Origin of the sequence: Vogesella aquatica (genome assembly GCF_028548455.1) — a bacterium.
Classification (GTDB): domain Bacteria; phylum Pseudomonadota; class Gammaproteobacteria; order Burkholderiales; family Chromobacteriaceae; genus Vogesella; species Vogesella aquatica.
The window spans coordinates 1-23611 of record NZ_JAQQLF010000033.1 but is presented as its reverse complement, the minus strand read 5'-3'; the positions used below and the strand labels follow the sequence as shown (position 1 = coordinate 23611).

Genomic DNA, 23611 nt, shown 5'->3' with positions numbered 1-23611 from the left:
GACACTTACACCTATCGGTTATTTGGTCTGTTAAAGAGCGGTGCTGACTGGCTTGTTTCGTTTGCGTCGTCAGCTGAGGAGGCGAACTATACCCAGACAGACAAAGGGCGTCAACACTTTGTTAGCAGAAAACTGTAAATATCTTCATAAATATCGATAAGCTTTTGATTTTTATGGAAATAAAAAACCACCGTTTTCACGGTGGTTTCCACGTGGCACGCAAGCGTGAGCGGCACGCCTTGTATTACAGGCTAAATGATGTAAGGCCGCCGCTTAGTGACCGCCCGCCGGTGCGGCGCTCATACCGGTGGCGGCATTGAAGAAGTTGCCGGCTTTGCTGAGGGCTGCCAGCTTGGCCGGGTCGGTTTCACCGTTGATATTGGTGATGATGAGCTTGCCCTTGCCTTGCTTGTAATCGTTGCGGAAGTCGTAGAAGGCACCGATGACGGCCAGCTTGCCGGATTCGACCTCTCCACCGAATTTCAGCATGGCCGATTCCACCTGGTTGTTCACGTTCATCAGTGCGCCTTCGTTGACGTTGATGCCTTTGGGGATGTTGATGGTAAGCAGCTCTTTCTGGATGGGGCGCTCCAGTTTGCTGAAGTCGCCGCTGGCTGCCGCCACCGCACCGCAAACGGCGTGGCCAATGAACATCAGCAGCGGGGTGTTCAGATGGCGCACGCCGTATTCGATGGAGCCTTCCGAGGTAGCCAGCTGGTTGCCGATATTGCGCACCATGAACAGGTCGTTGACCGCATCAGGGTGGAACGCATTGCTTTGTACGCGGGAGTCGGCGCAGGTGACCACGGTAGCGCGCGGCGTTTGCTTGCTGGCGAACTTGTCGAAATAGCTGCTGTTGTTGCGCTTCATGTAATTGGCGTTGGCCGCCAGCATGGCTTTCACCAGGTTTTGTACTTTGCCGGCTTCACTGTCATGGCCATGGCCGTCGTCATGTGCGTCGCCGTGCCCTGCGGCTGCCGCACTGTGGGCCTTGATGTTGCCATGGCTGGACACCGGCTTGTGGCTGCTAGCCGGGCGGGCGTGGCCGCTAGCGGCTGGCTTATGCACCGCCGAGGCGGCATGGATAGCCGGGCGGCGCAGCGGGTGAATGGATGGTGCCAATGCCTCGGGAGCTTTGGCCTCTGCCGGTGCGCCGTGGCCAGCCTCCGCCGGCTTGGCGGCCTCGGCGGGGGCGGCGTGGCTGGCTGCTGCTTTTGGCGGGGCCGCGGGGGCATGCGCGTCGTTTGCCATGGCAGCCGCTGTGCCGAGTGTGAGCAGCGTGCCAAGCAACGCTTTAACCATCCCCTTGTATTCCATATGGACACCTTGCAAATTGATCGGATCTTTTAACAGTATCGGCGTTAGCCGGGAAAACTCAATTGCCCTATATCAGTCTTTTACGGTGCGTGGGCGCAGCTGGCTAAGTAATACCCCGCCCAGCACCATGACGCAGGCGAAGGCCTGGGTTCTATTAAGTGTCTCGTCCAGATACAGCCAGGCCAGCACCAGCGTAAACAGCGGTATAAGGTTGATAAACGCACCGGCCAGCGCAACGGGCACTTTGCCCACCGCCCAGGTATACATGCCGTAGGCGCCCAGTGTGATGCAGGCACCCAGGTACAGCACCCATAGCATGGCGTCCAGCGGGTAGTGTTGCGGCCAACTACCCCAGGGCGTAAGCAGTGCCGCACCGAACCACACGCTGCCCATCAGCGTCTGGGTTGCGGTAATGACCAGCGCGGAGTAGCGCGTGGAGAGCTTTTTGGCGATCAACACATAGCCGGTAGCACACAGCATGGCGAGGAATTCCAGCAAGTTGCCCAGCGCCGGGTTGGGGGCGCTGGCCTGCGCCTCGCTACCGCCGGTCAATACCAGCACACCGCCCAGCGATAACGCCAGGCCCAGCCACACGGTACGTGGCTGCCGGTCTTTCAGCAGAAAGTGCGCCCCTACTGCTACCAGTAGTGGCAGGGTAGCGGTAATCATGCCGGCTTGCGATGCGCTGGTATGCAGCAACGCTTGCGCCTCGAACAGGAAATACAGGCAAGGCTCGCACAGCCCCATCAGCAGCAGCCAGCGCCAGTCGCCTGCCTGGTAGCGCCAGCGTTGGCCGCGGCGCAGCAAGAACGGCAGCATGCAGATACTGGCGATGATCATGCGGCAGAACAGCACGAACAGCGGGTCGAAGACGGCAAACACCGTCTTGAGCGCGATAAAGGAGCTGGACCACAGCAGCATGGCTGCGGTGAGGGCGATATAGGGCAACATGGTGACGCCTGTCATGCATAGAGCGAGCGGGCGAGTGTGACGCAGCGGCATGCTGCCGTCAAAACGACTGCGGCCAACCCCAGGGTTGGCCGCACACAGGGTGAATAGCGTTACAGCTTATAAGCGGACACGGTTTGCTGCATGCTGGACGCCAGCTCGCGCAGGCGCTGTGCCTGGCTGGAAGCCTCGCCGGCGGCGATGGCGTTATCGGTAGCCAGGCTGGCCACCGCCTCTACCTGATGGGCAATGCCGTTGGTGGCCGCCCCCTGCTCGCGGATGGCCAGGGTGATTTCCCCGACCAGCTCGCAGCTCTGGGTAGCACTGCTGACGATATCGCCCATCACTTCGCTGGCGCGCCCGGCTTCCGCCACACCACCATCCACCCGCTCGACCGCCGCTTGCATGCGCGCAACGGCACTGCCGGAAACGGTCTGGATAGCCCCGACGCTGGCTTCGATCTCCCGGGTAGACAGCGCGGTACGCTCGGCCAGCTTACGCACCTCGTCGGCCACCACCGCGAAACCACGGCCCATTTCGCCAGCGCGGGCAGCTTCGATCGCAGCATTCAGCGCCAGCAGGTTGGTCTGGTCGGCCACATCGCGAATCACCGATACCACGCTGGCAATCTCGCGGCTGCGCTCGTCCAGCTGCACCATATTGCCCGACGCCTCCCCCACGGCAGACGAAATGGCATGGATGCTGCCCACGGTGCTGTCTATCACCTTGCGGCCGCCGCCGGCACTGGCACCGGCGCTGCGTACCAGCTGGTCGGCTTCCTGTGCGCGGTCGCCAACATGGTTGATGCTGACCGTAATTTCTTCCAGCGCCGCCGCCATGGCCGCCGCCGATTCGGACTGCTCATCCGAGCCGTGCGCCACCTTGTGCGCCGCCCCGGCCACCGCTTCGGATGCTTCGTTGATCTGGCGGGCACCGTCCATGATCCGGCTCAGGCTGCCACGCAGGCTGTCGATCAGCTGGTTGAACGCGGTGAGCATTTCGGCGATTTCATCCTTACCCTGTACCTGGGCACGGCGGGTAAAGTCCAGGTTGCCGGCAATGTCCTGCATCAGCTGGCGTGCCCCGCCCAAGCCACGCTCCACCTGGCGGTACACGGTAAAGCCGATCATGCCCACCAGCAGCGCGCCCAAAGCCGTTAGGCCAATGGTGATGCCCAGCGACTGGCTCTGGATGGCTGCCGAGCCCACACGGTTTTGTTCGACATAGGTATTGTTGTACTTAGCGTGTTTGTCCAGCGCGGCCACGGCTTCGTTGATTGTTGGCAGGTTGCGCTCGTACAGCACACGGGCTTCCTCGGTACGCTGCTGGCGCGACAGGTCCAGAATGTTTCCGTAGAAGCTCCACACCCGCTGCAGTTTCTGGCGCTCGTCGTCCAGCAGGCGTTTGTCTTCCGGGTCTGCTACCAGCGCTTCATAAGATTTGAGCGATGCCTCGGTCAGGGTACGCTGCTCTTTCATTTCGGCTTCAATCGCCTGCAGACGGCTAGCATCGGTATTGATGACGTGCAGCAACACCAGCCCGTTGTAATCCAGAAAGTTGGCCCGGGCGTCGGCCAGCAGCTGGATGCTGGCAATGGTGGTTTCCGAATCGTCCAGTAGCGCCTGAAAACGCTTGAGTTGCCAGATGGCACCGCTACCCAACACCAACATGCCCAACACCGTAATCAACACCAGCAGGCCGAGTTTATGCGCAATTTTCATCACTTCCCCTTATGCAAATTCTTATCGATTTACACCTTCATACTTTAGATAGTATGCGTATTTCCGGGGGGCAAGGCTGAAATCTGCGCATGCCGCCACCGCAGCGTCACGGCTGGCGGTAGTGCGCTGGCTGGATGCCATAACGCACCAGCTTGTCGTACAAGGTTTTGCGCGCAATACCCAGGGCCTGGGCGGTGGCAGACACATCACCGGCCAGGCTTTGTAAAGCCGCAACAATGGCGCGTGCCTCGAACTGCTCTACCTGCTGTGGCAGGCTGGTGCAGCTGCCCGGTGCTTCATCGTCCAGCCCCAGCACCCAGCGCTCGGCAGCGTGGGCCAGCTCGCGCACATTGCCCGGCCAGGGTGCCGCCATCAGGGCGGCCAGGTTGGCCGCAGAAAGCGCGGGCACCGGGCGGACAAAGCGCGTGGCGGCGCGCTGGGCAAAGTGGTGGAATAGCTGCGGGATATCCTCGGCGCGTTCGCGCAGTGGCGGCAGGCGCAGGGTAACCACGTTCAGCCGGTAGTACAGGTCGGCACGAAAGTGCCCGGCGGCACTCTCTGCCTTCAGGTCCAGCTTGGTGGCGGCCACCACCCGGCACTGCACCGGGTGGGCACGGTTGCTGCCCAGGCGCTCTACGCTGCGGGTTTCCAGTACGCGCAGCAGCTTGGCTTGCAGCGGCAATGGCATGCCTTCGATCTCATCCAGAAACAGCGTACCGCCGTGGGCGTATTCAATCTTGCCGATACGGCGCTTGCTGGCGCCGGTATAGGCCCCGGGCTCGGCGCCGAACATCTCGCTTTCAAACACCGTTTCCGGCAAGGCTGCGCAATTGATGGCCACAAACTCGCCACGGGCTCCCGGCCCGGCCTGGTGCAGCGCGCGGGCCACAAGCTCTTTGCCGCTGCCGGTCTCCCCCAGCACCAGCACGTCGGCGTCGGTGCCGGCTACCGTGGCCAGCCTGGCCTTGAACTGCCGCATGGCCGGGGCGTCGCCCAGTAGCAGGCTGTCTATGCCGTTGCCGGACAGGCTGGCACGCAAGCGGCGGTTTTCCAGCTGCAAACGCCGCTGTGCCAGCGCCCGGCCCACGGCGTCGATCAGGCGGTCGCGCTGCCAGGGTTTTTCCAGAAAATCCCAGGCACCATCACGCATGGCTTGTACGGCCATGCCAACGTCGCCATGGCCGGTTACCAGTAACACCGGCAGTTCGGCATCTTGCTGGCGCAAGCTGGCAAACAGCTGCAAACCGCTCATGCCAGGCAGGCGTACATCGCTCAGCACGATACAAGCAGGGTTGGCCGTAAACTGTGCGAGCGCGGCTTCGGCACTATCGCTGGCGTGCACGTTAAAGTCGGCCAGCTCCAGCGTCTGGGTACAGGCCTCGCGCACCGAGGCGTCGTCTTCTACCAGCAAAATATAAGGTGTCATGGGGTATCAGTATCCATCTGCGGCAGGTGCAGGGTAAAGCTGGCCCCGCCTTGCGGCAGGTTTGCCGCCTCGATATGGCCACCGGCATCGCGCACGATGCCGGCCACAATGGCCAGCCCCAGGCCCAGGCCATGACCGTACGCTTTCGTGGAATAAAACGGCTCCAGTACGCGCTGCGGGTTGTCGGCCGGCAGGCCGGGGCCATTGTCGCTGACTTGCAAAATGACCTGCCCCGGTGCCGATTGCAGGGCAATGTGGATGTCGCGCTGCGGCTGTTTAGCCATGGCGTCGGCGGCGTTGCGTAGCAAATTGCCCAGTAGCTGCTCGGCGGCCAAGGGGTCGAGCGGCAGGCTGGCACCGGGCGGGTACTGCCAGTGGCACTGCACACCACTATTGGCCAAGGCCTGCTCCATCACCTGCTGCAGCTCGGCCAGGGGGGAGTCGCCGCGTACCGGGCGGCGGGTGGCAAACAGCTTGAGTTCTGCCGTCATGGCAGCCAGCTTGTCAGTTTCACGCAGGATGCGCGTCAGGTTGCCGTCGGCGTCGTCCAGACGGCCTCGCGCCAGAAACAGCCGCGTGTTGTCGGCAAAACTGCGCAGTGCCGCCAATGGCTGGTTCAGCTCGTGGGCAATGCCGGTGGCCATGCGGCCCAGTGCAGCCAGCTTGCCGGTACGGATCAGCTCGGCCTGGGTGTCGCGTAGCGCCTGCTCGGCTTGTAGTCTTTCCGAGACTTCGTCCTGCAGGCGCAGGTTGGCCGCAGCCAGCTCGGCGGTGCGCTCGGCCACGGTGCGTTCCAGCGTGAGCTGGGCGGCCAGCCGCTCGCGCACGCGGCGCAAGCGCAAACGTGCATACAAGGCCGCCAGCGTCAGCGCCAGCACCGCCAGGCCGCTGACGGCCCCGGCTTGCCAGGCCTGCTCGCGCGCCGGCCGGGTATCGCCCAGCAGCATCATGCGCCAGCCCAGGCGGCCAACCTGGCGGCTCACAATCAGGTAATCCTGCCGCCCCAGGCTGAGGCTATCGCTGCCGTGCCAGATGAATGGCAGGGTTTGCAGGGGTGAGGTGTAGTACTGGCGGGTGTTGGCCAGCCGGGTACGCACATCCTGTGGCAAGGGGGCCAGGGTGGCAAACTTCCAGGCGCTGCTGGCAGCCAGGGTCACCACGCCTTGCGGGTCGGCTACCAGTACCCGCTCGCCGCTGCGCGCCCAGGCAGACTCCAGCGGTGCCAGGTCGATCTTGGTTACCACCACGCCTTGCACCTCACCCTGACGCCACACGGGGCGGGCAATGAACATGCCGGGCTGGCGCGTGGTGGCACCCACACCAAAGAAGCGCCCGGTTTCCCCGCGCAGCGCAGCACGAAAATACGGGCGAAACGCGTAGTTATTGCCTATCAGGCTATCGCCGCTTTGCCAGTTGCTGCTGGCCAGCGTCGTGCCGCGGCGGTCCAGGACAAACAGCTGGGCGGTGCCGGCTTCGCCGTTCACATCGGCCAGATAGCGGTTGATGCGCGCTTGCAGCGCAGGGTTGGCCGCATCGCCCAGCAGATTGCCCACATTCGGGTCGCGCGATACCACATAGGGCAAGGCTTCAAAGCGGTCCAGCTCGGCGTCCAGTGCCGTGGCGTACAGCGCCAGCCGGTGCGACAGCACCTCGCGCAGCTCGCCCTGTGCCGTACGCCAGCTGGCCCAGCCGCTAAGCGCTGCGATCAGGGCGATAAGCAGCAGGCCAAACAGCAGGCGCGCGGGCGCCCGCTGCGGCGGGGGGGCAGGCTGGGTGGTCACGGCTCAATCCTTGCAAGGTGCGACGGTGGTGACAGTATCGTCGGCGGGCAGCCAGTGCCACAAGGGCTGGCAAGGCTGGCCGGGCAGGCACAAGCGGTAGTCCGGCACGTAGGGGCTGCGCGTCAGGCGCAGCGCCGGTACCCGCAGTGGCAGGGCGTAGGTCCAGGCACCGTCGTGCCACACCGCCCCGTCGGGCACCTCCATACCGGCACCGCTACCGCGTACCGTCGCGGCAAGCAGCTGCAGGCCATCCGGCTGTACCTGCCATTGCTCTTGCCAGTCTATCTTTTCGATAGAGTGCGTCCACACCAGGGTAAAAGCCGTCACCAGCAGCTTGATACTGGTGACGGCGGTCGTCAGGCACAGTGCCATCAGGCTTGCTGCAATACGGGCTGACGACGGTGGCGGGACAGATGCCAGGCCACAAACACGGCGCTGGCGGCAAAGCCCAGCTCGTCGGTTAGCGGCAAGGCCGCCACCAGCAAGCACGCGGCCACAAAGGCCAGCACCCGTTCGCCCAGCAGCAGGTGGCGCAGCCAGAAGCCGATGGCCACCACCCCCCATAGCGATACCGCCAGCAGCGCCTTGCCAAAGGCGTAGCCTGCGGCCAACCAGTCAGCCTCGCCACTGAACTGCAGCATCAGGGCCGGCGCATACACTGCCATATACGGCACGATAAAGCCGGCAATGGCAATCTGCACCGCGCGGATGCCGATCTTCAGGCCGGACTCGCGCGCGATCGGCGCGGCGGCAAAGGCGGCCAGCGCCACCGGCGGGGTCAGGTCGGCCATGATGCCAAAGTAGAACACGAACATGTGCGATACGATCAGCGGCACCCCCAGGTCCAGCAGTGCCGGTGCCGCAATGGCACTGGTAATGATGTAGTTGGGAATGGTGGGAATGCCCATGCCCAGCACCAGGCAGGTAATCATGGTGAGTACCAGCGACAGGAACAGGCTATGGCTGCCCAGCGCCACCACATAACCGGCAAAGGTCGTGGCAATACCGGTCAGCGTGATGCTGCCGATGATCACCCCCACCAGCGCGCAGGCTACCCCTACCGGCAGGGCATGCATGGCACCATCCACCAGCGCGGTGTAAGCAGTACGCAATACCGGGCGGCCATCCTGGCGCAGCCACAATGCCACCGCCAGCACACCAATCACGGCGATGGGGACAATAATGCCGCCCTTGGCAAAGCCCGCCGTGAGCAAGCCCAGGCCCAGCCAGAAGATGACACGCAAGGCCGTACCGCGAATACGCAGTGCCAGCGCCGAGCCAAAGATCAGGATCACCGTCAGCACCAGCCCCATCATGCCGGAGAACAAGGGCGTGAAACCGGCAAACAACAGGTACACCAGGCCTAGCAGCGGCAGCAGCAAATACCACTGCTCGCGCACCGCCTTCCACGGGTCGGGGCATTCCGCCTTGGGCAGGCCCACCAGCCCGGCACGGCCGGCCTCCAGATGCACCATCCAGAAGGTGGTAAAGAAATACAGCACTGCCGGCAGCAAGGCCGCCTTGCAGATATCCACGTACGGCACGTTGATGGTTTCGGCCATGATGAAAGCCACCGCGCCCATCACCGGCGGCATGATCTGGCCGCCCATGGAACTGGTGGCTTCTACCGCGCCGGCAAAGTCGGCCTTGTAGCCGAATTTCTTCATCAGCGGAATGGTGAACTGGCCGGTGGTGACCACGTTGGCCACGCCAGAGCCGTTGATGGTGCCCATCAGGCCGGACGAGATCACCGCCACCTTGGCCGGGCCACCACGGGTATGCCCCACCGTGCCCAGCGCAAAATCATTGAACAGGCGGATCATGCCGGCCTGTTCCAGAAAAGCGCCAAACAGGATGAACAGAAAGATATAACCCGACGACACATACGTCGGCGTGCCATAGATACCCTCGGTGCCGAAGGCCAGCTGGCCAATCAGCTGGTCCAGCCCGTAACCGCGGTGTGCCAGCTCGCCGGGCAGGTACTCCCCAAAAGCGGCGTAGCCCAGAAAAGTCAGGCAGATCAGCGGCAGCGCCAGGCCCATCACGCGGCGGGCACCTTCGAACACCAGCAGCAAGGTAACGATACCCACGCCCATGTCCAGCGAGGTCATCTCCCCGGCACGCTGGATCAGGTCGGCCTCGAACACCCAGTGATAAAACGCCAGCGCAAACGACAAGCCGGCCAGCGCGTAACCCGCCAGCCCGCCCCCTGCCCCGCGCTGGCCGCGCACGTTGTACAGCTGGAACACCAGCAACAGCAAAAAGCCCACGTGCAAGGCACGCACCACGCTGCTGGATAGCGGGCTGAATGCGGCAGTAATGATCTGGAAAACAGAAAACAGCAGTGCGGTCAGCATGATGCTGCGCGGCAAGCTGCCCTGTTGTTGTGAGTCACTCATGAAACCTCTCCTGCAAAAGCCCGGGCGCGGCGCGCAGGCCGTACCGGCAGGCCAACCCCCGTTGTACCTGCCGCCAGCACAGACTGCGGCCAACCCGGCAAAACCTGAAACCAAGGTGAAACACCCCCCGGCCGTGCCTGGCTACAGCAGCGGCGGGCGGTGTACTGGCGGCGTTTACTTCAGCAAACCGGCTTCGCGGTAGTATTTTTCCGCCCCCGGGTGCAGCGGCATCGGCAGGCCCTTCAGCGCGGTGGCCGGGTTGAAGGCCTTGATGGCGGAGTGCGCGTTGGCCAGTACCGGCAGGTTGGTAAACAGCTGCTTGGTCATCATGTAGACCGTGGCGTCCGGCACCTTGTCGTGCGTTACCAGCAGGTTGTTGATGGCCACAGTCGGCAGGTCGGCCGGCTGGTCGTCATAGGTTTTGGCCGGGATCTTGGCCGGCTGGTAGGCCGGGTCGCCGATGCGGGCCACCACGTCGGCCGGAACCGGTACAAAAGTCACTTTCAGCGCGTTGGACAGGTCGCGGATGGACGCTACCCCCAGGCCGGACGACTGCAGCGTGGCGTCCAGCTGGCGGTTCTTCATCAGCTCTACCGACTCGCCAAACGGCAGGAACTCCACCTTGGCAAAGTCCTTGTAGCTCAGGCCGGCCGCTTTCAGGATGGCGCGCGCGTTCAGCTCGGTACCCGACTTGGGCGCGCCTACCGAAATGCGCTTGCCCTTCAGGTCGGCCAGGGTTTTTACCCCCGACTCGCTACTGGCCACGATCTGGATGTAATTAGGGTAAATGGACGCTACCGCGCGCAGCTTCTTCAGCGGCTGGGCAAAGCCGGCCTCGACATCGCCCTTCCAGGCATCGGCAGCCGCATCCGCCAGCGAGAAGGCAATCTCGCCGCGCCCGGCCTGCAGCAGGTTCAGGTTTTCTGCCGAAGCCTTGGTGGCCTGTACCGACACCTTGGCATCCGGCATGGCCTTGCCGTACAGCTGCGACATGGCCACCCCTACCGGGTAGTACACCCCGCTGGTACCACCGGTCAGCACGTTGATGAACTCGGCACCGTGGGCCAACGGGCTCAGGGCCAGGGCCAGGCTGATGGCTGCGATAGGCTTTTTCATGCGGTCTCTCTCCTTTGTCGGGCTGCGTTGCCAGCCCTGTTGTGTTGTGCAAAAGCGCCACAGACAGAGCAGGCCGCGTGCCAGCACACCCAAAGCGCACAAAAACCACAAATAAACAAATACTTAGCCAGAAAACCCCGACAAACACGCCACCCCAAGTGTGTAGAAACCCGCACACAGCCCGGTATGCCGTGCGCTTTACCGCACAGCGCTACCAGCCGGGCTTTACCCGCCCGGTGCCGCGCAGTACAAAGCCGGCAAGGAGAACTTATAGATGGACAAAATCGATACGGTAGTCATCGGTGCTGGCGTCGTCGGCCTGGCTTGCGCGCGCGTGCTGGCCCAGGCCGGGCAGGATGTGATGATCGTGGAACAGGAAGCCGCCATCGGGCAGCACACCAGCAGCCGCAATAGCGAGGTGATTCACGCCGGCATCTACTACGCACACGGCAGCCACAAGGCGCGGCTGTGCGTGGCCGGGCGCGACATGCTGTACCGCTACTGCGCCGAGCGCGCCATACCGCACCAGCGCATCGGCAAGCTGCTGGTGGCGGTAGACGCGGCCGATACCGACAGGTTGGCCGCATTGCAGCAGCACGCTGCCGCAAACGGCGTAACGCTGGGCTGGCTGGAGCAGGCCGCGCTACGCGAACGCGAGCCGGCATTGCAAGCCCACGCCGCCCTGCACTCGCCCGATACCGGTATTGTCGACAGCCACGCCCTGATGCAGGCACTGCTGGCCGATGCCGAACACGCCGGCGCCCTGCTGGCGCTGGCGTCGCCAATACACGGCGGCCGCGCCTGCGCCGACGGTATCGTGCTGCAGCTGGCCGATGGCTACGAGGTGCTGGCGCAGCGGGTGGTGAACGCAGCCGGCTTGTGGGCACCGGTGCTGGCGCAAAAGCTGGCTGGCGTTCCACGTGAAACCATCCCCACGCCCTACTACGCGCGCGGCGTGTACTTTGCCCTGGCCGGGCGCAGCCCGTTCTCGCAGCTGATCTACCCGCTACCCGAGCCCGGCGGCCTGGGTACCCACCTGACGCTGGACCTGGGCGGCCAGGCGCGCTTTGGCCCGGACGTAGAATGGATTGATGGCGTGGACTACACGGTAGACGCCGGCCGCGCCGGGCGCTTTTACCACAGCATACGCCGCTGGTGGCCGACACTGGCCGACGGCGCACTGGCGCCCACCTATAGCGGCGTGCGGCCCAAGATCGTGCCGCAGGGTGCACCCGAGGGGGATTTCGTCATTCAGGGGCCGGCGGTACACGGCGTGCCGGGGCTGGTGAACCTGTACGGTATCGAGTCGCCCGGGCTAAGCGCCAGCCTGGCGATTGCTGCCGAGGTGGCCAGCCTGCTGCGCTAAGGCCTGCTCTGCGACTGCACGCAATATGCGCTGGCGGATCAGCCCGCTTACCGGCCGTACCAGATACCAGTACGGCAGAAAACGGCGGTAGCTGGCCGGTGTGGGGCAGGCCACCCGTGTTTCGGTGCACAGCAGCGTCTGGCCGCCCGGCTGCGCACTTACCGTAAAGCCCAGTACCAGGCGCGGGCAAGACAGCGCGGCAAAAGCGGCGGCGTCGGCAATGGGCTGCAGGCCGTAATCGCTACGCCAGAACTCCCCCGCCAACCCCCACACCAGCTCGTGCTCGTCCTGCGCCAGCAGGGTGAATTCGTGCAGACCAAACGGCGGCTTGTGCGGCAGGGCATTGGCGTAGCCCAGCCGTGCGGCCAACCTGCCGGGCAGCTCGCGCAGCGCGATAAAGCGGCTTACCCACGGGTCTTGCCACTGCGGTAGCTGCGCCAGCGCCTGCATGACGGCAGCAGGCGTGGCGGCTACGCGGCGCTGGTGGCGCTCGGCAAACTGGTATTGCGGTAGCAGGGTGTGCAGCAGGCTCATGGCTGCGGTTCGGCGTCGTAGCGGCGGAAGATGGCGTTGTAACGGCCGTCGTTCTTCATCTCGCGCAGGCGGTAGTCCATACGCTGGCGCAGTACCGGGTCGCGCCACAGCACCGTGGCCTCGCGCGGGGGCAGAATGGCAAAAAACTCTACCGGCTGGCGGGTATCCACTGCGGTTTCGCCGTGCAAACGCTTGCGGTACCAGTCCAGCACCAGGCGGTCGGCCAGAATCACGTCCACACGGCCAGCGTACAGGCTTTTCACTTGCTGGCGCTGGTCGCCGGTTTCGTTGTAATGGCCCTGCGATACCGCCTCAAGGCGGTCGAAGCTGGCCGGCATATCGTTTTGCGCGCCATCCCACGCCAGGATATTCAGGCCTACCAGGTCGGTGGTGTGCTCCAGCCTGAGGTGGCGCTTTTGCAATGCCATGGCCAGGTTATCAAAGGTATGCAGCGGGCGGCCCAGGGAGCCGGGCAGGTTGGCCTGTTTTTGCGCCAGGGCCGAGACGTCGTAAACGGCATCGACTTCGTTGCGGCGAAATAACGCCATGCGGCGCGCTATCGGGTAATACACCGGGTGTAGCGCCAGGCCTTCGGCCTGCAATGCCTCGCGCAGCAGCTCCACGGCAATGCCGGGTCGAGCGGTGGCGCTGACCCAGGGCGGGCTGTTTTCGGGAAACGCCACTTTTATCACGGTAGCCGCCTGGGCCGGCAGGGCCAGCAGCAGGGCGGGCAAGCAGAACCATCGTGCCGTCATGGTATGAGCAGCACTAGTCAAAGGCTAACTTGCTTTCCAGGATGGTCAGCGCATCACCCAGCTGCAGCACGCCGCTGTTGCGTGCCACCAGGTTCACACCAAAGCACACACCCTCTTCCAGTCGGCGGTAGCCTATCAGCGTGGCCAGCGGCTGCTTGTCGGGGTGCGGCACGGCGCTGTCCGGGTCGATGGTGGTAAAGATGCAGCGCGTGCAGCGGCTGACTACCTCGAACTCCACCTCGCCAATGCGGATGCGCTGCCACTCGTCCTCTTCAAAGGCAAAAGCGTCGTCCACCACCAGGTTGGGGCGGAACTGGCGCATGGACACCGGTGCGGCCAACCTTTGGTTCAGGTCGTCCAGCGACGCCTGGCTGATCAGCAAAAACGGTGCGCCGTCGGCAAAAGACAGCGGCGTCACGCCGTCCTTGAACACGCGGGTAGTCTGCCCCAGCCACAGCAGCTGTACCGGCTCGGCCAGCAGCTGGCTGAACCAGGCGTCGGCCGCCGTATCGCCACACAGTGCGGTGAACTCGCTTTTCCACACCTGGGCACGGTGCGGCCGGGCAAAACGCGCGGTATCGGTAGACAGTGGCGACAGGCCCGCTGCCGTAAACTGCCACGCGCCCTCCCCTGCCCCTGCTGCCTCTACCTGTACCAGCGCCGGGTGGGTACGCGCGGTAATCTGGCTGCCGTCCGGGCGTACCACCAGCCAGACGCGGTCGTCCGCCAGGCCTTGGGCGGTAACCGTGGCGCGGTCAAGGGCCTGGCCACGGCAAGACTTCAAAGGGTGAACGAACAGCTGGGTCAGGGCCATGGCACGTGCTCTATGGAAGGACGCACTAGGCTAGCGCCGCAAGGTGGTTTTAGCAATGCGTAGAAACGCCAGTTTTGCGGGCAAATCGGCCAGGGCACTTTTATTGAAACAATAAAGGCTGCTTAGATGACGTACATTGCAATACAGCGCGACCCTGACTTAAATGAAGTCAGCAACACTTACCATACCAAATGCCAGCGCACACTGGCTGGAAGGGCCAACTGCATCATGTTCAATAAACATCTGAAACAGGAAGTTGCCAACCTGCAAACACAGCTCAGCCAGCTACGCGCGGTAGAGGCTGCCATAGACCGCTCCAACGCGGTGATTTATTTCGACCTGAACTGCAACGTCACTGCCGCCAACGCCAACTTTCTGCGCACCATGGGCTACGAGCAACTGGCGCAGGTCCTGGGCAAACCGCACAGCCAGTTCTGCGACAGCGCCACCAGCAGCAGCCCCGACTACAAGCAGTTCTGGGACAAACTCAAGCGTGGTGATTTTTTCAGTGGCCAGGTACGCCGCCAGAACGCGCAAGGCCGCACGGTATGGCTGGAGGCCACGTATAACCCCATCCTGGATGAGCGCGGCCAGGTAAGCGGCTTTGTCAAATTCGCCACCGACATCAGCAGCGAAATCGATCGCGCCCAGCACGAACACGCCGTACTGCAAGCGCTGGACCGCGCCATGGCCACGATCGAATTCACCATCGATGGCACCATTGTCACCGCCAACCAGAACTTTCTGCACACCATGGGCTACCGCCTGGAAGACATCCGCGGCCAGCATCACCGCATGTTTTGCGATAGCGCATTTGCCGGCAGCAGCGAATACGCGCAACTGTGGCAAACCCTGCGCCAGGGCCAGTTTTTCAGTGGGCGGGTGCAACGTGTGAACAAACAGGGGCAACCGGTGTGGCTGAATGCCAACTACACCCCGGTAGTAGACGCGCACGGCAAAGTCAGCCGGGTCATCAAGTTTGCCAACGATATTACCGAGCGCATCCTGCAGCAGCAGCGCGAGCTGGACAGCGCCATGTTTGCTTACCAGAGTGCGAGAGAAGCCCACGGCCAAGCCAATGAGGGCGTGCAGTACCTGCAACAAAGCGTGGCCGAGATCCGCAATATGGCCGGCAGCATCGACACGGCCAGCCGCAATATCCAGAGCCTGGGCGAACGCTCGCAGGCCATTACGTCCATTGTGCAGACCATCCACGATATTGCCGACCAGACCAACCTGCTGGCGCTGAATGCCGCCATCGAGGCCGCCCGCGCCGGGGAAATGGGCCGCGGCTTTGCCGTGGTTGCCGACGAGGTACGCAAGCTGGCAGAACGTACCTCGGTATCCACCACCGAGATCACCCAGATGGTAAAAGACATCCAGGTACAAACCGGTACCGCCGTGCAAAACATGGCGCAGATCATGACGCAGGCCAACGACAGCGTCAGCAAAACGCAAAGTGCCGGCGACAGCATGCAGCAAATCCGCGAAGGGGCCGAAAAGGTTGTGTCGGCTATCGAGCAGCTCACGGCCAGCCGCCACTAAGCCACCACGGCCACACCCTACCGGCCCGGTCAGCCCTGACCGGGCCGGTTTTTTATTGGCGCGCACCAGGCGGTAGCCTGCAAGGCGGCGGCCAGGCCCGGCCGGCGCGCGTCGTCGTCCAGTGCGGCCAAGCTTGCGGATAAGTTGGCCGCACAACCGCAGATCTCGCCGTCACCCTGCGCCGACGCATCAAAAACAGCATTAACAGGCCCTAACCCCCTGCCCTGCCGGCCAAGGCCTGTTGGCCATGCATGTTCATGATGCCGCCACGCAGCTGGCTCAGCCCTGCTTGCCGGCCGCGGCCAACCTTTGCGCCAGTACCGCGCACACCATCAACTGCAGCTGGTGGAACAGCATCAAGGGCAGCACGATGGCCCCCATCGGCTGGCCGGCAAACAGCACCTTGGCCATCGGTACGCCGCTGGCCAGGCTCTTCTTGGAACCGCAAAACAGCAGCGTGATGCGGTCTTCGCGGTTAAAGCCCAGCTGCCGCCCCAGCAGCGTCGTCGTCAGCAGCAGCAGCGCCAGCAACAGGGTGCAGGTCAGCAGCAAGCCGCCCAGCGCCGGCAGCGGCAGGCTGTGCCACAAGCCGTTGATCACCGCCGCGCTGAACGCGGTGTACACCACCAGCAGGATGGCGCCCTGGTCCACCGCGCGCAGCAGCGGCTTGTGGCGCGCTACCCAGCCGCCCAGCCACGGCCGCAGCACCTGGCCGGCGATAAAGGGCAGCAGCAGCTGGTACACGATGCCGCTGGCCGAGCCGGCGTGCATGCCGCCCTCGCCCCGCACCAGCAACCAGCCTACCAGCAACGGCGTCAGCGCGATGCCGGCCAGATTGGACGCCGTCGCGCTGCAGATGGCGGCCGGCACATTGCCACCAGCCACCGACACGAAGGCGATCGACGACTGCACGGTAGACGGCAGCAGGCACAGGTACAGCACCCCCAGCGCCAGCGCCGGCGTGGTCAGCGTCTGCAGCAGCGGCTGCAACACCAGCCCCAGCAGCGGAAACAGCACAAAGGTGGCGGCCAGCACGCACAGGTGCAGGCGCCAGTGCGTCATGCCGGCCACCACCGCCTGCCGCGACAGCTTGGCGCCGTGCAGGAAAAACAGCACGGCGATGGCCAGCTGGGTCAGGTGCTCCAGCCAGACGGCGGTCTGGCCCTGGCACGGCAGCAGGCTGGCCAGGGCAACGCTGGCCAGCAGGCCAAGGGTGAAATTGTCGGGCAGGAAGCGCGGGCGCGGCACGGCGGTTTCTCCAGTGGGAAGACGAATACGGCCGTACACGGTAGCGGCGGCAAAGCCTATACTGCAAATTCATTTATCTCATTGATTGATAAAAAATTGCCATGAATATCACGCTACGCCAGCTGCGCGCCTTTCTGGCCGTCAGCCAGCACCGCGGCTTTGCCCGCGCCGGCGAACACGTTGGCCTCACCCAGCCCGCCATCAGCCGCCGCATCCGCGAGCTGGAAGACAACCTGGGCGTACGCCTGCTGGACCGCACCACGCGCGAGGTGGCGCTCACCGCCACCGGCCAGCGCCTGGCCGGCGAGCTGGCGCGGGTACTGGAAACACTGGACACCCTGCTGGCAGAAACCCGCCAGGCCGGCGAGCAGGCCCGCGGCACCGTGCGCGTGGCCAGCAGCCCCACGCTGTCGGCCAGCCTGATGCCGGCGTGCCTGGCCGACTGCGGCCAACAATACCCGCAGGTACGGCTACAGATCGTGGACCAGGTGCAGCGGCTGAACCTGGACAGCGTACAAAGCGGCGAGGTGGACTTCGGCCTGGTGGTAGACCCGCAATCGCCGCCCGGCCTCGACGGCGTCAGCGTCGGCAGCGACCCCTTCGTACTGGTGCTGCCGGCCAGCCACCCGCTGGCAGCGCAAGCCAGCGTGGGCTGGGCCCAGTTGGCCGCGCAGCCGCTGGTGCTGCTGGACGGCAACTCCGGCAGCCGGGCGCTGATCGACCAGGCGCTGGCGCAGCACGGCGTCAGCGGCGAGGTGGTGCAAGCGCTGGGGCACTCCACCGCCGTGTTCCGCGTGGTGGAAGCCGGCATCGGCATCAGCGTGTCGCCACAGCTGGCCTTGCCGCTGCCGGCCGGCAGCACGCTGGTGGTGCGTCCGCTGCTGCCGGAAGTACGGCGCCAGGTCATGCTGGTACGCCGCAGCGGGCGTTCGCTGTCGCCGGTGGCAGAAAAAGTGTGGCAGCTGATGCAGGCCACGCTGGGCGGGCTGCTTAGCGGCAACGGCTGAGCTTAAGTCACCAGCTGTTGCGCCATGCCCAGCCAGCGCGGGTCGTCGTCCAGCGCGGCCAACTGCAGCGCGCTGAACAGCAGCTTGCAGTCGTGGTCGCCGGGCAAGGGCTGCAAGGGCATCAGCGCTGCCGGCTCGCACGGCGGTGGCAAGGCAGGTTGGCCGCAGCGTAGCCACAGTGCCAGCGTGGCCGCCTGCAACTGCCGCGCAGTGGCTGCCGGCACCTCGGCCAGACCCAGCGCCCGCGCTACGCTCAACGCTGCCTGCCAGCCGGTAACCAGGTGCAATACATCAAAATCGCGCGTGGCCAGATATAGCCGCGCCGCGCGCCAGCGTGCCTGCGCGGCCGGCTCCGGCGGCCAGTGCGCGGGCAGATGGCCACTGGCGTGCAGCTGCTGCTGCACGTCGACAATATCCTCCGCGATCAAGCCATAGCGGCTGGCCAAGGGCTGCCAGCCGGCCAGGCGCTGGTACAGGGCGTCCAGCGTGGCACACGCCGCAGCGGGGCCGGTGAGCGCCGGGGCGGGCCGCGCACAGGCCAGCCCATAAGCCAGCGCCGCCACGGTTTCGTCGTGTACCCCGGCGCGCAGTGCGTAAGCCAGGCGGATCACACCATGAAAACTGCCGCCCAGCGGCTGCGCCAGCACCGCGTGCATGGCCTGCGGCCAACTATCGGGCTGGGCGGCCAGGTAACGGCGCAGCGCTGCTTCGGCGCTAGCGTCGCCCACCCCTTCCTGCCAGTGGCCGATGGGGCGCATATCGTCGTGCAGCGCTGCCAGCCGTGGCAAACCGGCTTGCAGGCAGGCCTGCAACGCGTCGGCGCCGGCGCCCAGCGCCGCGCGGGCGTGCAGCACCATGGGCAGGTGGTTGCTCAGGCCCTGATGGTGGCTGCCGGCGTAGGGGTACAGGCTGGATAGCAGGCCAGGCAACAGGGACGGTGTGGACGGGGTCATGGCGGCACCATTAAGTAAACCTTTTTATTTACATAATAGTGTATTTCCGACTGAATCAGTCAACAATTTTATCCCCAGCCACGCGCAGCGCCTGCCCCGTTGCGGCCAACCCTGTGGATAAGTTGGCCGCCCTGCCCTGCTGGCTGAGCAGCTCAGATTTCGCTATCACCCGGCAGCGGGTTGGCAAAAAACGCGCTGGGTGCCACGCCAAACTGGCGGCGGAACATGGCGGTAAAGGCGCTGGGGCTGGCGTAGCCGGCGGACAGCGCCACGTCCAGCACGCGGGCGCCGGCGGCCAGCTGCGCCAGCGCGTGCATCAGCCTGGCCTGGCGGCGCCAGGCGCCAAAGTTCATGCCGGTAGCGCGCTGGAAGCGGCGCTGCAGCGTGCGCACGTCCACCCCCAGCCAGGCTGCCCAGTGCTCGCTGCTGCGTTCGTCGTCCGGCTGCGCCTGCAGCTGGCGGCACAGCGGCGCCAGCAAGTCGTCGTCGGGCGTAGGCAGCGCCAGCGGTAGCGTTTCCAGCACTTCGCATTCCTCCAGCAGCAAAGCCAGCAGGCGCGCGGCGCGGGTATCGGGCAACACCGGCGGCGGTATGCGCACCGCGGCCAGCAGCAGCTCGCGCCACAGCGGCGTCACCGCCAGCACGCAACATTGCTGCGGCATGCCGGCCAGCGCGTGCGGCTGCACGTACACGCTGCGCACCTGCGCCGGGCTCAGCATGTGCACTTCGTGCCAGTGGCCGGGCGGAATGTAGATGGCGCGGCTGGGCGGCACGATCCACTGCCCGCGCGGGGTGAGGATGCGCATCACGCCGGCAATGCCGTACAGCAGCTGGGCCGTGCTGTGGGTGTGACGCACGGTGGCGTAGCCGGCCGGGTAGTCCTGGGTTTTGCCTATCATCAGCGTGGCGCTGGTGAGCAGCGGCGGGTTGATGTCTTCGACCGGAGCGTCCATGCCGTTTTCTCGATAGTTGATGCCCGTACGCAGCAGGACAGGCAGGAGCAGCCATTCTAGGATGGGCTACCTTCCCCCCACAAGGAACCTGTCATGAACACCGCAAGCTCCGCCGCCCCGGCAGCGGCCAACCCTGCCGCCCCCGGCGTGCAACCGCACTGGCGCGTCATCGGCGCCGTCAGCGTGGCGCACTTCCTGAACGACCTGATGCAGTCGCTGATCCTGGCGCTGTACCCGCTGCTGAAGGGCAATTACGCGCTGAGCTTTGCCCAGATCGGCCTGCTGACCCTGGTGTACCAGTGCACCGCCTCGCTGCTGCAGCCGATGGTAGGCATCGTCACCGACCGCCGCCCGCAGCCCTACGCCATGATGCTGGGCATGCTGTCCACGCTGGCCGGCCTGCTGCTGCTATCGCAAGCCAGCCAGTACGGCTGGCTGCTGGTAGCCGCCGCGCTGGTGGGTACCGGCTCGTCTATCTTCCACCCCGAATCGTCGCGCGTGGTGCGGCTGGCGTCGGCCGGGCACAAGGGCCTGGCGCAGTCGCTGTTCCAGGTGGGCGGCAACGGCGGTACCGCCACCGGCCCGCTGCTGGCCATGCTGCTGATATTGCCGTACGGCCAGGGCAGCCTGGCATGGGTGGCGCTGCTGACGCTGGTGGCCATGCTGGTGCTGTGGCAGGTGGGTAACTGGTACCGCGCGCAGCTGGCACACGCGGCGCAGCGCCGGGCCAGCGTGGCGGCCAACCCGCTGTCGCCGGCCGACACGCGCAAAACGCTGGCGGTGCTGATGGCGCTGGTGGTGACCAAGTACACCTATATGGCCAGCCTGCACAGCTACTTCACCTTCTACCTGATCGAACGCTTTGCCCTGCCCACCGCCACCGCGCAGCTGTACCTGTTTGCCTTCCTGCTGGCCGTGGCTGTGGGCACCTTGCTGGGCGGGCCGCTGGGCGACCGCATCGGCCGCCGCCGCGTGATCTGGTTTTCCATTTTCGGCAGCGCGCCGTTTGCGCTGGCGCTGCCGCACGTGGGCCTGACAGCCACGCTGGCGCTGGTGGTGGTGATCGGGCTGATTCTGTCGTCGGCGTTCTCGGCCATTCTGGTGTACGCGCAGGAGCTGCTGCCGCAAAAGGTAGGCACCATCTCCGGCCTGTTCTTTGGCCTGGCGTTTGGCGTAGCCGGCCTGGCCGCCGCCGCCCTGGGCCAGCTGGCCGACCACGCCGGCATCCAGGCCGTGTACCAGTGGTGCGCGTGGCTGCCGCTGGCCGGCATCATCGCCGCGCTGCTGCCCGAGCTGCGCCGCCGCTAACCGCACCGGTGCCCGAAACAAGGTTGGCCGCACACCATTACGGCGTGCGGCCAACTGTGGTGAAAGCCTGTGGCACTTGGCAGCCAGCCAGCGGCTATTTCAGCGTACGGATAAGCTGGCGGAACAAGTCCTGGTTCAGCCCGTACTGCTGGCTGAGGCCATCTTCCTGATACCAGCTGCTATCGGCCTCCAGATGCGGGCCGATCAGCAACACCTGCCCGCGCCCAAAGCGGGCCGACAAGGCCGCAATGCGCTGCGTTGCGCTGTAGCGCGCCAGCACACGGGCACCGGCAGGTGGCTGCCGGTACAGGTGCGGGCCGCTCTGGTTGTACACCATGCGCGGCGTCGCCCCCCAGCGTATGGCCAGCAGCGACGGTGCCGGGTCGGCGGTTTCCGCGTGCAGCTCGTCTATGTCCACCAGGCCAAAGGCACGCCGCCTTGCCGCCTTGTCGCTGTACTGCGCGGCCAGATACGCCCCCGCGCAGATACCCAGATAGTGCCCACCCTGCGCCACAAAGCGCCGCAGCGCCGCCACCTGGCCGGGGCGCAGCACGTCCAGGGTTTCATCGATATCGTCCGAGCCGCCGGGCTGTACATAAACCTGCACCTTGCCCAGCGTTTTTGCGCCAAGCGTATGCTGATCCACGTACACCACGCGGTCGCCGGCAGCACGGAACAGCGACGCCACCGTCTGCGGGCAGCCCTGACACGTGCCGGGGCCATTGAAAATGGCCACCGTTCTGGCCTGCGCCAGCCCGGACAATAACAGCAGCCCTAACACCGCCAAGCGCTTCATCCACACCACCCCTTGAGCAAGATGCGCCCACCGGCCGGCAGGTGCAGCCCGCTACGCTGTCATGGCACACTCCGGGCAGCAAGCTGGCCGGCAGGTCAGGCCAGCGCCGCCCCTGCCATCAGCAGCGCATAGCTTGCCAGCGGCAGCTGCAAAAACCACCAGCGCGCGCGGCGCTGGTTCACCGCAAAGCTGCACGCCGCGCGGTACGACACCACGCACGACCACAGCGTAAACAGCAGCATCAGCACGCCCCAGCCCGTGCTGGCCTGATGCGCAGCCGCAGGCCCGGCGTACAGCGCCGTCTGGCACAGCGCCAGCAGCAACAGCGGCAGGCTCTGTACCAGATCCTGATACACGTATACCAGCCGTGTCTCCGCTACCGGCACCTCGCCCGCGCCGCACCAGCGCAGCCGCCGCCGGAACCACCAGCCACCCAGCCAGCGCAGGATCACGCCATTCAGCGCCCCCACCGCCAGCAGCAGCAGCCAGTACCGCCCCCACGATTCCGCCAGCCAGCTCGCCAGCGCTGACGCCTTGCCCGCCACCGCCTGGCCCAGGTATTTGTCTACCCGCGCCATGGCGTAGCTGATGCCACACAGCCACGCCACCGCTAACGCCTCCGGCTGCAGACGCAGCCAACCATGGCTGGCAAAAAACGACGTTGGCCGCATAAACAGCACCAGCAAGGCGCGCGGCGACAAAGGCGACAGCCGTGTGGCTGCCGGCTGCGGCGGGGCCGACGCCAACGCATCGGCCAGCTGCTCCATCGCCGCTTCAACATACAACACCACCCCATCCGGCTGGCAATTGAGCAAGTGCGAGCGGCTACGGCTGGCGTTGAGGTCCAGCGGGTTCGGCTCCACCACCTCCGACGCCTCCATCAAGCCCATGCCCTGCACCAGCGCCGCGTCCACCGCCTGCCAGAATACCGCCAGCCGGCCATCGGAAAACCGCTGTTCCAGCATGGCGCGCACGTGCGGGTCGCTGTCGGCATCGCGGCGCAAAGCCTGTAGCGACGCATAAGGCAGGTACACCCCCGCGCAGTAATTGTGCGTAAGCACATTATCAAACTCGCCCTGCCGATACGCTGGCGGCACCAGCGTGCGCCAGTCGCCGATATAGCGCGCCATCACCGGGTCGTCGGCCAGAAAGGAAAACGCGCCGCCACGAATATAGTGATGCGGCCGCAAAAAGCCGCTGACGATGGCCACATAGAACGCGTGCCCGCTATTGAACGGCGCATCCGGCGGCAGGCTTCTGGCCTCGTCCAGCCGCAAAGCCAGGTGCGCGGCGTCTTCCTCGCCCAGCCCGGCCTGCGCCGCCAGCTGTTGCGCCGCCTGCGGGTTATCCAAGGCGGCGAAATACAGCTCGCTGACGTCGTTTTCACCCAGCGGGTGATAGCTGATATCCCAACCCATGAACTGGCCTTTGCTGAATATGATTGGACTATGCGGCCAACTATTGGCCGGTGGTGGTGGTTAAAAAGCGTGGCTGGGGTAAGTGTCGCATCCCTGACGATCATATAAGCAATCGGCTACTCAAACTGAACACAGCACGAGAAGTCATGGGTATCCTGCTACAACTCTCCCGAGCACCCAATCCATGATCGTCAAACTGCACAAAC

At 64.9% G+C, this 23611-nt stretch carries 19 protein-coding genes and 2 pseudogenes; 5 read left to right on the top strand and 16 right to left on the bottom strand.

Translation table 11 applies throughout. The features are described from left to right. Positions 1–273: 273 nt before the first annotated feature. From PQU95_RS18210 to PQU95_RS18175, 8 genes are all read right to left on the bottom strand, one after another. Positions 274–1251, bottom strand: coding sequence for a carbonic anhydrase (locus tag PQU95_RS18210; protein WP_272753323.1), 978 nt, complete (start codon positions 1249–1251; stop codon positions 274–276). Positions 1252–1389: 138 nt separating this feature from the next. Continuing rightward, on the bottom strand, positions 1390–2268 hold the full coding sequence (locus PQU95_RS18205) for a DMT family transporter (RefSeq protein WP_272753322.1): 879 nt from the start codon (positions 2266–2268) through the stop codon (positions 1390–1392). 110 nt (positions 2269–2378) lie between these two features. Continuing rightward, a complete protein-coding gene (locus PQU95_RS18200; protein ID WP_272753321.1) occupies positions 2379–3986 on the bottom strand; it encodes a methyl-accepting chemotaxis protein in 1608 nt (535 codons plus the stop codon). Positions 3987–4092: 106 nt separating this feature from the next. Then, positions 4093–5412, bottom strand: a complete 1320-nt coding sequence (locus tag PQU95_RS18195; RefSeq protein ID WP_272753320.1) for a sigma-54-dependent transcriptional regulator — start codon at positions 5410–5412, stop codon at positions 4093–4095. Continuing rightward, positions 5409–7193, bottom strand: coding sequence for a sensor histidine kinase (locus PQU95_RS18190; RefSeq protein WP_272753319.1), 1785 nt, complete (start codon positions 7191–7193; stop codon positions 5409–5411). Before PQU95_RS18190 ends, PQU95_RS18195 begins: the two co-directional genes overlap by 4 nt. A 3-nt stretch (positions 7194–7196) precedes the next feature. Beyond that, the gene (locus PQU95_RS18185; protein WP_272753318.1) at positions 7197–7565 is read right to left on the bottom strand and encodes a DUF1850 domain-containing protein; all 369 of its coding nucleotides are present in this window, start codon (positions 7563–7565) and stop codon (positions 7197–7199) included. Further along, positions 7565–9592 (bottom strand): TRAP transporter permease, encoded by a 2028-nt coding sequence (locus PQU95_RS18180; RefSeq protein WP_272753317.1) that lies wholly within the window; start codon positions 9590–9592, stop codon positions 7565–7567. The genes PQU95_RS18185 and PQU95_RS18180 overlap by 1 nt, the downstream gene beginning before the upstream one ends. 174 nt (positions 9593–9766) lie before the next feature. Then, a complete protein-coding gene (locus tag PQU95_RS18175) occupies positions 9767–10708 on the bottom strand; it encodes a TAXI family TRAP transporter solute-binding subunit (RefSeq protein ID WP_272753316.1) in 942 nt (313 codons plus the stop codon). A 274-nt stretch (positions 10709–10982) separates the two neighbouring features. On the opposite strand from PQU95_RS18175, the gene PQU95_RS18170 reads away from it, so the two are divergent. Beyond that, a complete protein-coding gene (locus PQU95_RS18170) occupies positions 10983–12074 on the top strand; it encodes an NAD(P)/FAD-dependent oxidoreductase (protein WP_272753315.1) in 1092 nt (363 codons plus the stop codon). Here PQU95_RS18170 and PQU95_RS18165 read toward each other — a convergent pair. Genes PQU95_RS18165 through PQU95_RS18155 form a run of 3 tightly spaced genes read right to left on the bottom strand, consistent with a single transcriptional unit; the run spans position 12024 to position 14177 of the window. Continuing rightward, complete coding sequence (locus tag PQU95_RS18165) at positions 12024–12608, bottom strand: hypothetical protein (protein ID WP_272753314.1); 585 nt, start codon at positions 12606–12608, stop codon at positions 12024–12026. The two genes, PQU95_RS18170 and PQU95_RS18165, sit on opposite strands and share 51 nt — an antisense overlap. After that, entirely contained in the window at positions 12605–13363 is a 759-nt protein-coding gene (locus tag PQU95_RS18160) for a substrate-binding periplasmic protein (RefSeq protein WP_272753313.1), read from the bottom strand. Before PQU95_RS18160 ends, PQU95_RS18165 begins: the two co-directional genes overlap by 4 nt. A 13-nt stretch (positions 13364–13376) precedes the next feature. Then, positions 13377–14177 (bottom strand): MOSC domain-containing protein, encoded by an 801-nt coding sequence (locus PQU95_RS18155; protein WP_272753312.1) that lies wholly within the window; start codon positions 14175–14177, stop codon positions 13377–13379. A gap of 126 nt (positions 14178–14303) precedes the next feature. Here PQU95_RS18155 and PQU95_RS18555 point away from each other — a divergent pair. Next, positions 14304–15182, top strand: a pseudogene (locus PQU95_RS18555) (PAS domain-containing protein); the annotation flags it as partial. 36 nt (positions 15183–15218) lie between these two features. Continuing rightward, a pseudogene (locus tag PQU95_RS18550) lies at positions 15219–15722 on the top strand (methyl-accepting chemotaxis protein); the annotation flags it as partial. A 279-nt stretch (positions 15723–16001) separates the two neighbouring features. Here PQU95_RS18550 and PQU95_RS18145 read toward each other — a convergent pair. Then, positions 16002–16970 (bottom strand): bile acid:sodium symporter family protein, encoded by a 969-nt coding sequence (locus PQU95_RS18145; protein ID WP_272753310.1) that lies wholly within the window; start codon positions 16968–16970, stop codon positions 16002–16004. A gap of 101 nt (positions 16971–17071) precedes the next feature. Between PQU95_RS18145 and PQU95_RS18140 the strand changes: the two genes are divergently transcribed. Next, complete coding sequence (locus PQU95_RS18140) at positions 17072–17977, top strand: LysR family transcriptional regulator (protein ID WP_272753309.1); 906 nt, start codon at positions 17072–17074, stop codon at positions 17975–17977. Positions 17978–17979: 2 nt separating this feature from the next. On the opposite strand, the gene PQU95_RS18135 is transcribed toward PQU95_RS18140, so the two are convergent. Together PQU95_RS18135 and PQU95_RS18130 are read right to left on the bottom strand one after the other, a co-directional pair. After that, a complete protein-coding gene (locus PQU95_RS18135) occupies positions 17980–18930 on the bottom strand; it encodes a questin oxidase family protein (protein WP_272753308.1) in 951 nt (316 codons plus the stop codon). 152 nt (positions 18931–19082) lie between these two features. Further along, positions 19083–19883 (bottom strand): AraC family transcriptional regulator, encoded by an 801-nt coding sequence (locus PQU95_RS18130; RefSeq protein ID WP_272753307.1) that lies wholly within the window; start codon positions 19881–19883, stop codon positions 19083–19085. 93 nt (positions 19884–19976) lie between these two features. Here PQU95_RS18130 and PQU95_RS18125 point away from each other — a divergent pair, with 93 nt between their 5' ends. Further along, positions 19977–21191, top strand: coding sequence for an MFS transporter (locus tag PQU95_RS18125; RefSeq protein ID WP_272753306.1), 1215 nt, complete (start codon positions 19977–19979; stop codon positions 21189–21191). A gap of 94 nt (positions 21192–21285) precedes the next feature. Here the strand turns inward: PQU95_RS18125 and PQU95_RS18120 are convergent, their stop codons facing one another. Then, positions 21286–21987, bottom strand: a complete 702-nt coding sequence (locus tag PQU95_RS18120; RefSeq protein ID WP_272753305.1) for a BPL-N domain-containing protein — start codon at positions 21985–21987, stop codon at positions 21286–21288. A 95-nt stretch (positions 21988–22082) separates the two neighbouring features. Beyond that, positions 22083–23405, bottom strand: a complete 1323-nt coding sequence (locus tag PQU95_RS18115) for a hypothetical protein (protein WP_272753304.1) — start codon at positions 23403–23405, stop codon at positions 22083–22085. Positions 23406–23611 lie beyond the last annotated feature (206 nt).

What these genes read in the sequence shown, in the direction of transcription:
- PQU95_RS18155 (WP_272753312.1), bottom strand. Translation starts at nt 14,177, where the DNA reads ATGGCCCTGACCCAGCTGTTCGTTCACCCTTTGAAGTCTTGCCGTGGC.
- PQU95_RS18185 (WP_272753318.1), bottom strand. Translation starts at nt 7,565, where the DNA reads ATGGCACTGTGCCTGACGACCGCCGTCACCAGTATCAAGCTGCTGGTG.
- PQU95_RS18170 (WP_272753315.1), top strand. Translation starts at nt 10,983, where the DNA reads ATGGACAAAATCGATACGGTAGTCATCGGTGCTGGCGTCGTCGGCCTG.
- PQU95_RS18125 (WP_272753306.1), top strand. Translation starts at nt 19,977, where the DNA reads ATGAACACCGCAAGCTCCGCCGCCCCGGCAGCGGCCAACCCTGCCGCC.
- PQU95_RS18140 (WP_272753309.1), top strand. Translation starts at nt 17,072, where the DNA reads ATGAATATCACGCTACGCCAGCTGCGCGCCTTTCTGGCCGTCAGCCAG.
- PQU95_RS18115 (WP_272753304.1), bottom strand. Translation starts at nt 23,405, where the DNA reads ATGGGTTGGGATATCAGCTATCACCCGCTGGGTGAAAACGACGTCAGC.
- PQU95_RS18195 (WP_272753320.1), bottom strand. Translation starts at nt 5,412, where the DNA reads ATGACACCTTATATTTTGCTGGTAGAAGACGACGCCTCGGTGCGCGAG.
- PQU95_RS18135 (WP_272753308.1), bottom strand. Translation starts at nt 18,930, where the DNA reads ATGACCCCGTCCACACCGTCCCTGTTGCCTGGCCTGCTATCCAGCCTG.
- PQU95_RS18130 (WP_272753307.1), bottom strand. Translation starts at nt 19,883, where the DNA reads ATGGACGCTCCGGTCGAAGACATCAACCCGCCGCTGCTCACCAGCGCC.
- PQU95_RS18210 (WP_272753323.1), bottom strand. Translation starts at nt 1,251, where the DNA reads ATGGCAAACGACGCGCATGCCCCCGCGGCCCCGCCAAAAGCAGCAGCC.
- PQU95_RS18205 (WP_272753322.1), bottom strand. Translation starts at nt 2,268, where the DNA reads ATGTTGCCCTATATCGCCCTCACCGCAGCCATGCTGCTGTGGTCCAGC.
- PQU95_RS18120 (WP_272753305.1), bottom strand. Translation starts at nt 21,987, where the DNA reads ATGAAGCGCTTGGCGGTGTTAGGGCTGCTGTTATTGTCCGGGCTGGCG.
- PQU95_RS18175 (WP_272753316.1), bottom strand. Translation starts at nt 10,708, where the DNA reads ATGAAAAAGCCTATCGCAGCCATCAGCCTGGCCCTGGCCCTGAGCCCG.
- PQU95_RS18160 (WP_272753313.1), bottom strand. Translation starts at nt 13,363, where the DNA reads ATGACGGCACGATGGTTCTGCTTGCCCGCCCTGCTGCTGGCCCTGCCG.
- PQU95_RS18165 (WP_272753314.1), bottom strand. Translation starts at nt 12,608, where the DNA reads ATGAGCCTGCTGCACACCCTGCTACCGCAATACCAGTTTGCCGAGCGC.
- PQU95_RS18200 (WP_272753321.1), bottom strand. Translation starts at nt 3,986, where the DNA reads ATGAAAATTGCGCATAAACTCGGCCTGCTGGTGTTGATTACGGTGTTG.
- PQU95_RS18180 (WP_272753317.1), bottom strand. Translation starts at nt 9,592, where the DNA reads ATGAGTGACTCACAACAACAGGGCAGCTTGCCGCGCAGCATCATGCTG.